This is a genomic window from Amycolatopsis stemonae (assembly GCF_054781455.1).
The window spans coordinates 229,508-242,582 of record NZ_BAAGUJ010000010.1 but is presented as its reverse complement, the minus strand read 5'-3'; the positions used below and the strand labels follow the sequence as shown (position 1 = coordinate 242,582).

Here is a 13,075-nt window from a genome sequence, read left to right as displayed (position 1 = left end):
TCGAGGTCGGAAGATCCCCAGTGTGGAGGAGCGCCCGGGCGAGGGCGAACCGATTTAGGACGCCAGGGCGAGGCCCGCCGTCCGGTGCACGCGGCGGCTGTCGTCGACGATGAGGATCTCGCAGTCCGGCCGGTCGGCCGCCCACGTGATGCCTTCGGCGCCCATCGCGAACGCCGCGGTGGCCAGGGCGTCGGCGGTGACGAGGTCGCCGGCCACGACGGTGACGCTCATCAGCCCGGTCGCCGGCGCGCCGGAGCGGCCGTCGAGGATGTGCGAGCCGCGCTCGTAGGCCGCCGACGTCGCGATGGCGCCGTCGCGCGACTCCAGCACCGCGCACACGGCCAGGGGCTGCTCGGGGTGGCGCACGCCGACCCGCCACGCCCGCCCGGGTTCCGGCTCGCCCGCGGTGACGACGTCGCCGCCGGCGTTGAGGCAGAACGTCGTCGCGCCTTCGGCCTTGAGCATGTCCGCGGCGCGCTGCACGGCCCAGCCCTTCACCACGGCGCACGGGTCGAGGCCGCGGCCGGGCAGCCGCGCGCGGAACGCGCCGCCGGAGAGCTGTTCGTAGTACGCGCAGAGTTCGAGGACCTCGATGAGGTCGTCGCTCAGCCCGGCGGCGGTGAGCTCGCCGCGGTCGTACCGGCTGACCTCACTGTCCTCCTTGAACGGGCTGAACCGGGCGTCGACTTCGCGGAACCAGACGAAGACCTCGTCGACGATCTCGGCGAAGTCCCCGTCGTCCCGCAGGTCCAGGGAGATCGGCAGGCCCATGACCTGCTCGACGCGAGTGGTCATCTGCTGCCCCGGGCGTCGATGGCCGCCTGCAGCGACTTCTTGTACGACTCGCTCGTCTCGGTCGCGCCGGTCACCGTGTCGATGTCCGCGCTCTGCGCCTTCATCGCCTCTTCCTGCAGGCGCGGCAACGCCGTGAGCGCGCGACCGTCGTCCGGGGCCTGCAGCAGCGTGATCACCGACAGGCGCGAACCCGTGAAGGTCACCTGGACCTGGACGGTCCCGTAGTTGCCCGACTCCGCGGAACCCCGGGTCGTGACCGTCGCATCGGGACTGTCCGGAGTGGACGAAGCAGGCGGTGCCGCCGAGGGGGACGGTGCCGTGACGCTCGGCGGCGGCGCGGCCGTGGCGGCGGTGTTGTGCACCGGCCCCGGCTCGAACCGCCAGACCGCGATGAACCCCGCGATCGAGAGCATGACGACGAAAATGGTCCTCTTCACCACGTCCCCCTAGGCCGCGAGGCTGAAACGTTCGGCGTGCACCTGGGTCTTCGGCACCTTCAGCTCGCGCAGGCTGCGCAGCACGGCCGCCGTCATCCCCGGCGGCCCGCACACGAACACGTCCCGCTCGTGCACGTCCGGCACCATCATGTGCAGGTTGGCCGGGCCGAGCATCGTGCCGCGCGGGCCGACCGCCTGGTCCGGTCCGGTGAGGACGCTGACGACCGCGCCGCGCGCCTTGGCGAGCCCGTTCAGCTCCGGCAGCAGCACCGCGTCGGCCTGGGTGCGCACCCGGTAGAGCACGACGACGTGGCCGTCGATGTCCTCGAGCAGCGCGCGGATCGGCGTGATGCCGACGCCGCCCGCGACGAGCAGCGCGTTCGGCCGCTGCTGGTGGATGGTCGTGAACGCGCCGTACGGGCCTTCGGCGAACACGCGCGTCCCGACGCGCAGGCTGCGCAGCGACGCGCTGGAGTCTCCGAGCGCCTTCGCGGTCAGGCGCAGCGTGCGGCCGTCGGGTGCGGCCGACAGCGAGAAGGGGTTGGCCTGCCACCAGCGGTCCTTCGTGAGGAACCGCCACAGGAAGAACTGGCCGGCTCGCGCGGGCATCCTGTCGAGGTGCTTTCCGGTCATGTACACCGAAACCACGTCCGGCGCTTCGGAAACCACGGCCGTGACGCGCAGCTGGTGGCGCAGGTTCCGCCACAGCGGCAGCACGACGCGTCCGGCGAGCACGGCGGCGCCGGCCGTGAGCCACATCGTCCACCAGTAGGCCTTCGCCACCGGGGCACCGGCGAACGACGTGCCGAGCGCGATCTGGTGGGTGAACGCCAGCACGATCGCGGCGTAGGTGTAGAGGTGGATGAAGTGCCAGGTTTCGTACGCGAGCCGCTTGCGCGCGAACTTCGCCGAAGCCCCGCCGACGATCAGGATCACCGCGAAGGCGACCAGCGCGCGCAGGATGCCTTCGAGCTGGTTCGCCATGTCGACCAGCTCGTCGACGACGCCCTTGCTCGAGACCTCCGCGTAGCCGAACACGATGAACACCAGGTGCGCCAGCAGGGTCCACAGGATCGTGAAGCCGGTCCAGCGGTGCCACGACGTCAGCCGGTCCATCCCGATCCGCCGGTCCAGCCACGGCAGCCGGGCCACGAGCAGCAGCTGGACCGCCATGGCCAGCGCGCCGTACATCCCGGCCAGCCTGCCGATGCTGATCAGCACGTTGTCCGAGAGGCCGGCCTGCGCGAACAGGGCGGTGACGGCGGCCACGTTGGCGCCCACGAGGAGGAAGAGGCCGGATTTCGCGGCGATCCGGGGGCGGATCGCCGGGCGCGCGGCCTCGGCGGTCTGCGTCATGGTGGTCACACGGATTCCTGCTCGGTTCGGTTCACGAAGATCAGCCTCGCGGCGGAATCTGTGGCGAGTCTGGGTATCGCCTGTCGGATTCCTGTCGGCCCGCGGTTCCGCCTCGCCCGCCACGCGGACGCCGGGAGAAGATGGGGTGGTGCAGCCCGCCGAACCCGTGCGCCTGCTCGTCGTCGACGACGAGCCGCACATCGCCGACCTCGTCGCCACCGTCGCCCGGTACGAGGGCTGGCAGGCGGTCACGGCCGGGTCGGGAAAGGCCGCGCTGAGCCGGGCCGCGGAGTTCGGGCCGGACATCGTCGTGCTCGACCTGATGCTGCCCGACCTCGACGGCTTCACGGTGCTGGACCGCCTGCGCGAGCACGGCAGCGCGGTGCCCGTGGTGTTCCTCACGGCCAAGGACGCGACGTCCGACCGCATCGCCGGGCTCACCCGCGGGGGTGACGACTACCTCGTGAAACCGTTTTCGGTCGAGGAGCTGATGGCCCGGCTGCGCGCGGTCCTGCGGCGCAGCTCGGGCGTCACGCACCAGGTGGTGACGCGCGGCGCGGTCCTGCGCGTCGGGGACCTGACGCTGGACGAGGACACCCGCGAGGTCCGCCGCGGCGAACGGCTCGCCGAGCTGACGCCCACCGAGTACGAGCTGCTGCGCTACCTCATGCGCCGGTCGCCCGCGGTGCTCACGAAAGCCCAGATCCTCGACCACGTCTGGGAGTACGACTTCGGCGGCCGGTCCAATGTGGTCGAACTGGTCATCTCGCACCTGCGGCGCAAGGTGGACGCGGGCGACGGCGAACCGCTGATCCACACCGTGCGCGGCGTCGGCTACGTCGTGCGCCGGGCCGGCCGGTGAAACGCTTCTTCGCCCGCTGGTACGGGGCTTGGCAGCGCACGCGGCTGGGCACCCGGATCACGCTCGGCCTCGGCGCGCTGGCCCTGGTCGTGTTCGCGGTCGTCGGCGTCTCGATGGTCGGGATCATGCACGGCTACCTCGACCGGCGGCTCGACGAGCAGCTGACCAAGAGCCAGAACCAGCAGCTGCCCCAGCTGCGGGAGACGCACGGCTCACCGCAGTCGATCTACTCCTGGTACTCGGCGCTGTACAAGGTGCGCGAGGGCGTCGCGACGCCCCAGCCCGGCGGCCGGCTGCCCGGGGACGCGCAGCCGCTGGCGAAGATCGCCGCCGACGCGGTCGACGGCGACGTCACGCGCACCATCACCCTCGCCGACGACGGGCCGTACCGGGTGCGGGCGTGCCCGGTGGACAACGGCTCGGTGCTGCTGAGCGCCGCCCCGCAGAAGGACCTCGACGCCACCGTCCAGCAGCTGGTCTGGGTCGAGGTCGGCGCCTTCGCGTTCGCCCTGGCCGTGCTGCTGGTCGTCGGACGGCTGGTGCTGCGCCGCGGCCTGCGCCCGCTGGCCGACATGGCCGGCACCGCGCACGACATCGCCTCCCACGACCTCACCGCGAACGCGGACCTGCCGGTGCGGGCGGCGGGCGCGGGCGGCGGCGCCGAAGTCGAGGAGCTGCGGACGGCGTTCAACGTGATGCTGGCCCACATCGACACGTCCCTCTCCGCGAAGACCGAGGCGAACGAGCGGCTGCGCCGGTTCGTCGCGGACGCGTCCCACGAGCTGCGGACGCCGCTGACGTCGATCCGGGGCTACGCCGACCTTTTCCGCTACGCGGCGGCGAACGAGCCGGCGGAACGCGAGGCGCACCTCACGAAGATCCGCGAGGAAACGGCGCGGATGACCGTCCTCGTCGACGACCTCCTGCTGCTGGCCCGGCTCGACGCCCGGGCCGCCGAGACGCCGCTGCGGCCCGAGCGCGTCGACCTCGCCGAGCTGGCCGGGGACGCGGCGGACGCGTTCACCGCCGGCCGCCCCGACCACCCGCTGACGTCCGCACTCGCGGCGGCGCCGGTGGACGCGGACCCGCTCCGGCTGCGGCAGGTGCTCGACAACCTGCTGGCCAACGCGGCCGTGCACACCCCGCCGGGGACCGCGGTGCACGTCTCGGTGACGGCCGGCGGCCCGCATGCGGTGGTTCAGGTGACCGACGCCGGGCCGGGGATCGCGCCCGCCGACCAAGAGCGGATCTTCGACCGCTTCTTCCGCGTCGACGATTCCCGCACCCGCGGCCACGGCGGCACCGGGCTCGGGCTGTCGGTGGTCCAGTCCCTGGTGACGGCCCACGGCGGCACGGTCTCGGTGGAGTCGGAGCCGGGCCGCACGACCTTCACCGTGCGGCTCCCGCCGGCCCGGTCCTGATCACTCACGACCGGTGACGTGGGCCGGCGTCGACCAGCCGGGGGAGAGGTCGGCGGACGGCTCGGGCGCGCCGAAGACCGTCCGCACCGGCAGCACCCCGGCCCAGGCGCTGTCGGCGTCGAGGTCCTCCTGCTCGTCGTCCGGGCCCTCGGCGCGCATCTTCACCGACGCCTCGGCGAGGTCCAGGGCCAGGACGCTGACCGACGCGAACTCCTTGGCGTTGACCTCGCGGGCGTGCTCCCACGAACCCGGCGCCAGGTGGTCGGTGAGCACCTTGAGGCCGTGCAGCTTCGCCTCGGCCTCGACCACCGGCGCCGCCTTCCCGAAGATCACCGCGCTGCGGTAGTTCATCGAGTGGTTGTTCACCGACCGCGCGTAGACGATGCCGTCGAGCAGGGTGACGGTGACGCAGACGTCGAGGTCGCCCGACGCCGTCCGCAGGCTCGCCGCGCCGGTGGAACCGTGCAGGTAGAGCGTGTCGCCGTCACGGCCGTAGCCGGTCGGCAGGACGATCGGCACGCCGTCGCGGACGATCCCGAGGTGGCAGATCAGGCCCTCGTCCAGGACGTCGTACAGCACGGACCGGTCGGTGACGGCGCGGTGCTTCTTGCGGCCGAGCGTGGTGCGGGGCGTGGTGGACAGCATGCGACCAGCGTCTCCCAGCACAGTGGCATCGGAGAACGTCCACTTCTCGTACACTTGGGAAGTCCACTTGAGGAGGTCCCGTGACCCACGCCGACACCGCGCTCCCGGTCAGCCTCGACCGGGACGCGACGACCCCGCTGGCCGTCCAGCTCGCCGACGCCCTGCGCGAAGCGGCGGCGACCGGGCACCTGCGCGGCGGCGACCGGCTCCCGTCGACCCGGGCGCTGGCCGGCCGCCTCGGCGTCAGCCGCACGGTGACGTCGGCGGCCTACGAGCAGCTCCACGCCGAGGGATGGATCGCCGGCCGGCACGGCTCGGGCACGTACGTGACGACTCCGCCGTCGTTCTCGGCTTCGGAGGTCCCGGCGCCGGGCGCGGTCCCGGCCGCCGAGGCCGAACCGCCGTCACTGCTCGACCTCGGCCCCGGCACGCCCTGGGCCGCCGGGCTGGACCGCGCGGCCTGGCGCCGCGCCTGGCGCGCCGCGGCCGACCCGGACCCGCTGATCCGGGCCCACCGGGCGGGGCTGCCGGAGTACCGCGCGGCCGTGTCGGAGCACCTCCTGCGCCACCGCGGCCTGGCGGCGGGCTCGGTCCTGGCCACCGGCGGCACGACCGCGGCGGTGGTCGAGCTGGCGGCCGCGGTGCTGGAGCGCGGGGACGTCGTCGCCGTCGAAGAACCGGGCTACCAGCGCGCGGTGCAGGCGTTCCGGCGGGCGGGCATGCGGGTCGCCGGCGTGCCGGTGGACTTCGAGGGGCTGCGGCCGGACGCGATCCCGGCGGGCGCGCGGGCCGTGTACTGCTCGCCGGCGCACCAGTACCCGATGGGCAGCCGGCTGAGCGCGGCGCGGCGGGTGGAGCTGGTGGAGCGGGCGCGCGCGTCTTCGATGCTGGTCATCGAGGACGACTACGACGGCGAGCTGCGCTTCGACGTCGCGCCGCTGCCGATGCTGGCCGCCCTGGCGCCGGACGTGGTGGCGCACCTGGGGACGACGTCGAAGATCCTCACGCCGACGCTGGGCGCGGGGTGGATGGTGGCGCCGGAGGCGATCACGTCGGCGGTGCTGGCGTACCGGGACCTCACGGGCACGCGCCCGTCTCCGGCCGGGCAACGGGTGCTGTACGAATTCGCGCGGAACGGCGATCTCGGACGTCACCTGCGCAAACTCCGCCGCGAGATGGCGGAGCGGCGGACCTTGCTGGCCGGGGCGCTTTCGGGCGCGGGCATCGAGGTCCGCGGCGACGACGCGGGGGCGCACCTGGTGGTGCCGTTCCCGTCCGCGTCGGTGGAGGCGTCGGTGATCTCGTCGGCCGAGCGGCAAGGCATCCGCCTGGACGGGCTGGCACGCCACTTCGCCGGCGAGCCGTCGGCGCACGGGGTGGCCATCGGGTACGCGGGTTGCGCGCGGGAGGCTCTGGTGGCGGCGCTGCCGGCGCTCGTGTCGTTGCTGCGCGGACAATCCCTCTCGTAGGAAGCGACGCGCGGGCGCCGCCGAGGTTGCGCTCGCCGCTCCGCCCGCGCCGCCCGGCGCACCGGCCTCGGCTGTTCGCCGAGGTCACCGGGTACGGTGGCTCACCATGAGCGAGAAGATCCGGGTGGCGGTCGTGTTCGGCGGGCGCAGCAGCGAGCACACCATCTCCTGCCTGTCCGCGGGCAGCGTCCTGGGCCACCTCGATCCGGAGCGCTTCGAAGCCGTCCCCGTGGGCATCACCCGGGAAGGCCGCTGGGTGCTGGGCACCGGCGACTCCGCCCAGCTCGCCATCCGCGGTCGCGAACTGCCGTCGGTCGACGACGGCAAGGGCCTGGTCCTCGCCGGCGACCCCTCCAGCCAGGGGCTCGTCGCGGTCGAGCCCGGCCGCGAGAGCGAACTGCTGTCCCAGGTGGACGTCGTCTTCCCGGTGCTGCACGGCGCCTTCGGCGAGGACGGCACCATCCAGGGCCTCCTCGAGCTCGCCGGCATCCCGTACGTCGGCCCCGGCGTCCTGGCCAGCGCGGCCGCCATGGACAAGGAGACGGCGAAGAAGCTCCTTGCCGCCGAAGGACTTCCGGTCGGCACCTACACCGCGCTGCGCCGCGATCAGTCCACTTTGGACGACGCGGACCGCGCGAAGCTCGGCCTGCCGGTGTTCGTCAAGCCGTCGCGCGCGGGCTCGTCGGTCGGCATCACGCGCGTCGCCGCGTGGGACGACCTGGACGCGGCCATAGAGCTGGCCCGCGCCACCGACCCGAAGATCCTCGTCGAGGCGGCGGTCGTCGGCCGCGAGGTCGAATGCGGCGTCCTCGAGTTCCCGGACGGCCGCGTCGAGGCGTCGCTGCCCGCCGAGATCCGCGTCCTGTCGGAGGACGAAGACGCCTGGTACGACTTCGAAACCAAGTACCTGGGCGACGACGCCGAGCTGGACATCCCGGCCAAGCTCGACGACGCGCTGACCGACCGGCTCCGCGCGATGGCCGTCGAGGCGTTCCGCGCGCTCGACTGCCAGGGCCTGGCCCGGGTGGACTTCTTCGTCGGCGCGGACGGCGAGCTGACCATCAACGAGGTCAACACGATGCCCGGCTTCACGACGAAGTCGGCCTACCCGAAGATGTGGGAGGTCACCGGCGTCGACTACGCGACCCTGCTGACCACGCTCGTCGAGACGGCGATCGCCCGGGGCACGGGCCTGCGCTGACGTTCAGGAGAAGCGCAGCGGCTTGGCCGGCAGCTTCGCCGCGACCGTGTCCGAGATCTGCTGCAGCGGCCCGGTGCCCGCGCTGTCCGGCACGGTCAAGGCCGCGTAGACCTCGCGGTCCACGACGTACCACGTCGACGCGCCGTCACCCGGCACCTGCAGCCACTGGACGCCGTTCACCAGGCGCAACGCCGCCGTCGGGGTCAGCTCCGGGGGCCGGGTGAGCCCGCAGCGCAGCACGAGCGGGTCCTGGTCGCCCCACGCGACCGTCGCCGGCGGGGCCGGGTTCGCCAGCTCGCGCACCTTCAGCGGCGTCCCGTTGGACGTCAGCTCCGCCGGGACCGCGCCCATCAGCGTCGTGCAGCCCGGCGCGTTCGCCTCGGGCGCCGGGACGGGGACGAGCGGCAGGGGCCCGGCTACGGGTTGCTCGGACCCCTTCGTCAAGGCGAACACGGCGACCGCGACCGCCAGGGCCACGGCGAGCGTCGCCGCTATGACGAGGACCACTTTCGGCGGGGCGCCGGTGTCGGAGTCTGGCACCGCACCACTACACCACTGGTTAAAGGTGGACGACCGGGCAGGTCAGGGTCCGGGTGATGCCGTCCACGTTCTGCACCTTCGCGACCACGAGCTGGCCCAGCTGGTCGACGTTGTCGGCGGCCGCGCGGACGATCACGTCGTACGGTCCGGTGACATCCTCCGAGCTGGTCACACCCGGGATGCTGGAGATCTCGGCAGCCACCGCGGCCGCCTTGCCGACCTCGGTCTGGATGAGGATGTATGCGTGGACCACGGCGCGCCCTTTCGTCGGGATCTTGTCGCTCAAGGTAGGAACGTCAGCAGCAACGTATCGCCAGCTCACGGAAAAACATAGGGCATCCGACTATCGGTGATCGACTCTTTGTCCCGGTAGAGAAAGCAGAGGTGACCGGTGTCACCGAACGACGGAACGGTCGCCGAGACCGGGGAGTTCGCACTCATCGCAGCCGTCACCGAAGGACGGCGCCAGCCGCCGGGCACGCTGCTCGGCCCCGGGGACGACGCGGCCGTCGTCGCCGCGCCCGACGGCCGGGTGGTCGCCTCGACCGACGTCCTCGTGCAGGGCGTCCACTTCCGGCTCGACTGGTCCTCGCCCGAGCAGGTCGGGCGCAAGGCCGTCGCGGTCAACCTGGCCGACATCGCCGCCATGGGTGCCACCCCGACCACCGTCCTCGTCGGACTGGCCTGCCCGCCCGACACCCCGCGCGAGGTGGTCACCGCGCTCGCCGACGGCATGTGGGCCGAGGCCGACCGCGCCGGCATCGGCGTCTCCGGCGGCGACATGGTCCGCGCCGACCAGCTCGTGATCAGCGTCACGGCGCTCGGTGACCTCGGCGACCGCGAGCCGGTGACGCGCTCGGGCGCCCGGCCCGGCGACGTCGTCGCCGTCCACGGACGGCTCGGCTGGGCGGCCGCCGGCCTGGCCGTGCTCGGCCGCGGCTTCCGCTCGCCGGTCGGCGTCGTCAACGCGCAGCGCTGCCCCGAACCGCCGTACGAAGCCGGTCCTCGTGCCGCGCTCGCGGGGGCCACGGCCATGATCGACGTCTCCGACGGCCTGCTGGCCGACCTGGCCCACATCGGGGAGTCGTCCGGCGTCGGCATCGACGTCCGCACCGCCGACCTCGACGTCTCGGCCCGGCTCAAGGAAGTCGGGGCCGCGCTGGGCGCCGACCCGCTGGACTGGGTGCTGACCGGCGGCGAGGACCACGCGCTGGCGGCCACCTTCCCGCCGTTCACCGAACTGCCCGAGGGCTGGCGCACGATCGGCGTCGTCACGATGGCCGACTCCGGGATCACCGTGGACGGCAAGCCGTTCGCGCGAGAAGGCGGCTGGACGCATTGGCGCTGAACTAAAGTCGGCAGACGTGAGAATCGTTCCGGTCCCCTACGACCACCCCGACGCGGCCAAGCTCATGGCCGCGGTGCAGCAGGTGTACGTCGAGCGCTACGGCGACGAGGACGTGACCCCGATGAGCCCGGCGGACTTCGACCCGCCGCAGGGCGTCTTCCTCGTCGGCTACCAAGGCGAAGAAGCCGTCGCCTGCGGGGCGTGGCGCGCGCACGACGGCCCCGCCCCGGACTTCCGGGACGGCGACGCCGAGTTCAAGCGGATGTACGTCGCCGACTCGGCCCGCGGCCGCGGGTTCGCGCGGATGATCCTGTCCGAGCTGGAGCGCACGGCGGCGCTGTGCGGCCGCAAGCGCGCGGTCCTGGAGACCGGCACCAAGCAGCCCGAGGCCATCGCGCTCTACACGTCGTCGGGGTACACCGAGATCCCGAACTTCGGCGTCTACAAGAACGAGCCGGAAAGCCGGTGCTTCGGCAAGGAGCTCACTTCGGTGTGAGCTTCAGCAGGGCCGCCGCGTGCGGCCGCAGTGACGCGCTGACGGCGGTGCCGGCGTCCCGGTGCGCCCACAGGTCCCGGACCCGCCAGGTGCCCGGGATCGACGCGGAGACGGTCGCGGTGGTGGTGCCGGTGTTGAGCAGCACCACCGCGAAACCGCCGTCGCTCAACGGTTTCCCCCACACCTGGTAGCCGGGACCCGCTTCGAGCCGGCGGCCCTGCCCGCCCGCGAAGTCCTGGTCGACGGCGATCGCCTCGGGGTTGCCGAGCGTCGCGAGGTCGGTGTCGCCGAGCTTCGCCGGATCGGTGCCGGCGAACAGGGGCGCGTTCAGCACGGCCCAGACGCTGAAGTGCGCGCGGGCCTCGTCCGCAGTCAGCGTGCCGTTGCCGACCTGCAGCATGTCCGGATCGTTCCAGCCGCCCGGGGTGCCGCTGTGGGGCGCGACGGCGGCCTGCTGGTCGATCGTCGCGAGCACCGAGTCCCAGGTCGCGACCAGGTCGTTGGTCGTCCGCCACAGGTTCGCGACCGGCCGCGCCCAGGTCCACGGGCTGGAGACGCCGTATTCGGAGATCGCGTAGACGATCGGGCGCGGCAGCGCGGCCAGCTCGTCGCGCATCTTCTCGAAGGCGGCCTTGCGGTCGAGGCCGTCGACCGTGTCGGCGTTGCACCAGTCGTACTTGAGGTAGTCGACGCCCCAGCGGTCGAACGTCTCGGCGTCCTGGCGCTCGTGGCCGAGCGAGCCGATGCCGGACGCGGGGTAGGCGTCGTTGGCCATCGCGCAGGTCCGGCTGCCGGGGACGGAGTAGATGCCGAACAGCAGGCCGCGGGAGTGCACGTAGTCGGCGAGGTCGGCGATGCCGTGCGGGAACCGCGCCGGGTCGGCCCGCAGCGAGCCGTCGGCGGCGCGCTTCGGCGCCTGCCAGCAGTCGTCGACGACGACGTACTTGTAGCCGGCGTCGCGCAGGCCGGTGTCCGCGAGCGCGTCGGCCGCCTTCTTGACGACGTCTTCGGTGAGGTCGTAGCAGCGGACCTGGTTCCAGCTGTTCCAGCCCATCGGCGGCGTCTCGGCCAGGCCGTTCGCCAGCGCGGGGGCCGCGGTGGGCAGGCTGAGCAGCCACGTCAGCACGACGAGGACCAGGACGAGCGGGCTGGTTTTCGGCTTCGCGGCGATGCCGTGATCCAATCGCACGGGAAGTGAAACCGCAGTCACCCGGAGGCGGCATGCCGATCTACGCACTCGGTGATCTCGAACCGACGATCCACCCCGACGCCTACGTCCACCCGGACGCCACGGTGATCGGCGACGTCCGGATTGGCGCGCACGCGTCGGTGTGGCCGCAGACCGTGCTGCGCGGCGACCACGGCTACATCGAGATCGGCGAGCGGTCGAACGTCCAGGACGGCTGCGTGCTGCACTGCACCGAGCGGCACCCGACGATCCTCGGGCCGTCGTCGGCGATCGGCCACGCCGTGCACGTCGAGGGCGCGAAGATCGGCACCGGCTGCCTGATCGCGTCCGGTTCGGTCGTGCTCAACGGCTCGGTGATCGAGGACGGCGGCATGGTCGGCGCGGGCGCGGTGCTCTCGTACGGCTCGCTCGTCAAGACCGGCGAAATCGCGCTGGGCGTGCCGGGGAAGACGCGGGAAAACAAGTCCTTCAGCGCGGAAAACATCGCGATGGTGGTGGAGTCCTACGTCGAACGCGGCCGCCGGTTCAAGGCCGAGCTGAGGCGGCTCGACCCGCGCGGGTGACGTCGGCCACGCCCGGTAGGCTTGCGCGCCGTGACCGCACGACCGCTGCAGGACATCGTCGAGGCAGGCTGGGCGCAAGCCCTCGAACCGGTGGCGCCGCAGGTCGCCGCGATGGGGGAGTTCCTCCGCGCGGAGATCGCCGCGGGCCGCACCTACCTGCCGGCGGGTGAGCACGTGCTGCGGGCGTTCAAGCAGCCGTTCCACGACGTGCGCGTGCTGATCGTGGGGCAGGACCCGTACCCGACGCCCGGGCACGCGGTGGGCCTGAGCTTTTCGGTGGCGCCGGACGTCCGGCCGATCCCGAAGAGCCTGGTCAACATCTACAAGGAGTACGCCGACGACCTCGGCCACCCGCTGCCGTCGAACGGCGACCTGACGCCGTGGGCCGAGCAGGGCGTGCTGCTGCTCAACAGGGCCCTGACCGTGCAGCCGGGCAAGTCGAACTCGCACCAGGGCAAGGGCTGGGAAGACGTCACCGAGCAGGCGATCAAGGCCCTCGCGGCCCGGTCGGAGCCGATGGTGGCGATCCTCTGGGGCCGCAACGCGCGTAACCTCCGGCCGATGCTGGGCGACGTTCCCTGCATCGAGTCGGCGCACCCCAGCCCGCTCTCGGCGCACAACGGCTTCTTCGGGTCACGCCCCTTCAGCCGGGCCAACCAGCTGCTGGAGCAGCAGGGCGCGGCACCGGTCGACTGGAAACTTCCCTGAGGTCGCGTGTCCGGATCGGCGTGACGGCTCCGACCAGGGGGTGAA

15 protein-coding genes are annotated in these 13,075 nt (G+C 72.7%); 8 read left to right on the top strand and 7 right to left on the bottom strand.

Annotated features, from left to right (window positions below; genetic code table 11):
• Positions 1–54 precede the first annotated feature (54 nt).
• From ACYVLJ_RS32980 to ACYVLJ_RS32970, 3 genes are read right to left on the bottom strand one after another with little or no spacing between them, the layout of a single operon-like run.
• On the bottom strand, positions 55–795 hold the full coding sequence (locus ACYVLJ_RS32980) for an FAD:protein FMN transferase (protein WP_460441594.1): 741 nt from the start codon (positions 793–795) through the stop codon (positions 55–57).
• Entirely contained in the window at positions 792–1,232 is a 441-nt protein-coding gene (locus tag ACYVLJ_RS32975) for an FMN-binding protein (RefSeq protein ID WP_460441593.1), read from the bottom strand. Before ACYVLJ_RS32975 ends, ACYVLJ_RS32980 begins: the two co-directional genes overlap by 4 nt.
• 9 nt (positions 1,233–1,241) lie before the next feature.
• Positions 1,242–2,588, bottom strand: a complete 1,347-nt coding sequence (locus ACYVLJ_RS32970; RefSeq protein ID WP_460441625.1) for a ferredoxin reductase family protein — start codon at positions 2,586–2,588, stop codon at positions 1,242–1,244.
• A 148-nt stretch (positions 2,589–2,736) separates the two neighbouring features.
• Between ACYVLJ_RS32970 and ACYVLJ_RS32965 the strand changes: the two genes are divergently transcribed.
• Complete coding sequence (locus ACYVLJ_RS32965) at positions 2,737–3,450, top strand: response regulator transcription factor (RefSeq protein ID WP_460441624.1); 714 nt, start codon at positions 2,737–2,739, stop codon at positions 3,448–3,450.
• Positions 3,447–4,871: a sensor histidine kinase gene (locus ACYVLJ_RS32960; RefSeq protein ID WP_460441592.1), complete on the top strand. Its 1,425-nt coding sequence runs from the start codon at positions 3,447–3,449 to the stop codon at positions 4,869–4,871. The genes ACYVLJ_RS32965 and ACYVLJ_RS32960 overlap by 4 nt, the downstream gene beginning before the upstream one ends.
• Here ACYVLJ_RS32960 and ACYVLJ_RS32955 read toward each other — a convergent pair whose 3' ends face one another.
• A complete protein-coding gene (locus tag ACYVLJ_RS32955; RefSeq protein WP_460441591.1) occupies positions 4,872–5,516 on the bottom strand; it encodes a pyridoxamine 5'-phosphate oxidase family protein in 645 nt (214 codons plus the stop codon).
• 80 nt (positions 5,517–5,596) lie between these two features.
• Here ACYVLJ_RS32955 and pdxR point away from each other — a divergent pair, with 80 nt between their 5' ends.
• Positions 5,597–6,985: a MocR-like pyridoxine biosynthesis transcription factor PdxR gene (gene pdxR, locus ACYVLJ_RS32950; RefSeq protein ID WP_451975022.1), complete on the top strand. Its 1,389-nt coding sequence runs from the start codon at positions 5,597–5,599 to the stop codon at positions 6,983–6,985.
• Between the two features lie 106 nt (positions 6,986–7,091).
• Entirely contained in the window at positions 7,092–8,186 is a 1,095-nt protein-coding gene (locus ACYVLJ_RS32945) for a D-alanine--D-alanine ligase family protein (protein ID WP_460441590.1), read from the top strand.
• Between the two features lie 3 nt (positions 8,187–8,189).
• Here ACYVLJ_RS32945 and ACYVLJ_RS32940 read toward each other — a convergent pair whose 3' ends face one another.
• Both ACYVLJ_RS32940 and ACYVLJ_RS32935 read right to left on the bottom strand, forming a co-directional pair.
• Positions 8,190–8,726, bottom strand: coding sequence for a DUF3515 domain-containing protein (locus ACYVLJ_RS32940; RefSeq protein ID WP_460441589.1), 537 nt, complete (start codon positions 8,724–8,726; stop codon positions 8,190–8,192).
• A gap of 19 nt (positions 8,727–8,745) precedes the next feature.
• The gene (locus ACYVLJ_RS32935) at positions 8,746–8,979 is read right to left on the bottom strand and encodes an Lrp/AsnC family transcriptional regulator (RefSeq protein ID WP_285454796.1); all 234 of its coding nucleotides are present in this window, start codon (positions 8,977–8,979) and stop codon (positions 8,746–8,748) included.
• Positions 8,980–9,117: 138 nt separating this feature from the next.
• Here ACYVLJ_RS32935 and ACYVLJ_RS32930 point away from each other — a divergent pair, with 138 nt between their 5' ends.
• Both ACYVLJ_RS32930 and ACYVLJ_RS32925 read left to right on the top strand, forming a co-directional pair.
• Positions 9,118–10,074, top strand: a complete 957-nt coding sequence (locus ACYVLJ_RS32930; protein ID WP_451975016.1) for a thiamine-phosphate kinase — start codon at positions 9,118–9,120, stop codon at positions 10,072–10,074.
• A gap of 16 nt (positions 10,075–10,090) precedes the next feature.
• Complete coding sequence (locus tag ACYVLJ_RS32925) at positions 10,091–10,570, top strand: GNAT family N-acetyltransferase (protein WP_451975014.1); 480 nt, start codon at positions 10,091–10,093, stop codon at positions 10,568–10,570.
• On the opposite strand, the gene ACYVLJ_RS32920 is transcribed toward ACYVLJ_RS32925, so the two are convergent.
• Positions 10,557–11,759, bottom strand: coding sequence for a glycoside hydrolase family 27 protein (locus ACYVLJ_RS32920; RefSeq protein WP_460441588.1), 1,203 nt, complete (start codon positions 11,757–11,759; stop codon positions 10,557–10,559). The two genes, ACYVLJ_RS32925 and ACYVLJ_RS32920, sit on opposite strands and share 14 nt — an antisense overlap.
• A gap of 32 nt (positions 11,760–11,791) precedes the next feature.
• Here ACYVLJ_RS32920 and ACYVLJ_RS32915 point away from each other — a divergent pair, with 32 nt between their 5' ends.
• Together ACYVLJ_RS32915 and ACYVLJ_RS32910 are read left to right on the top strand one after the other, a co-directional pair.
• Entirely contained in the window at positions 11,792–12,322 is a 531-nt protein-coding gene (locus ACYVLJ_RS32915; protein WP_451975010.1) for a gamma carbonic anhydrase family protein, read from the top strand.
• A 30-nt stretch (positions 12,323–12,352) separates the two neighbouring features.
• Entirely contained in the window at positions 12,353–13,030 is a 678-nt protein-coding gene (locus tag ACYVLJ_RS32910) for a uracil-DNA glycosylase (RefSeq protein ID WP_460441587.1), read from the top strand.
• The last annotated feature ends 45 nt before the right edge of the window (positions 13,031–13,075 follow it).

Coding starts and splice junctions, on each gene's coding strand:
- ACYVLJ_RS32980 (WP_460441594.1), bottom strand. CDS start 795: ATGACCACTCGCGTCGAGCAGGTCATGGGCCTGCCGATCTCCCTGGAC.
- ACYVLJ_RS32970 (WP_460441625.1), bottom strand. CDS start 2,588: ATGACGCAGACCGCCGAGGCCGCGCGCCCGGCGATCCGCCCCCGGATC.
- ACYVLJ_RS32955 (WP_460441591.1), bottom strand. CDS start 5,516: ATGCTGTCCACCACGCCCCGCACCACGCTCGGCCGCAAGAAGCACCGC.
- ACYVLJ_RS32945 (WP_460441590.1), top strand. CDS start 7,092: ATGAGCGAGAAGATCCGGGTGGCGGTCGTGTTCGGCGGGCGCAGCAGC.
- ACYVLJ_RS32915 (WP_451975010.1), top strand. CDS start 11,792: ATGCCGATCTACGCACTCGGTGATCTCGAACCGACGATCCACCCCGAC.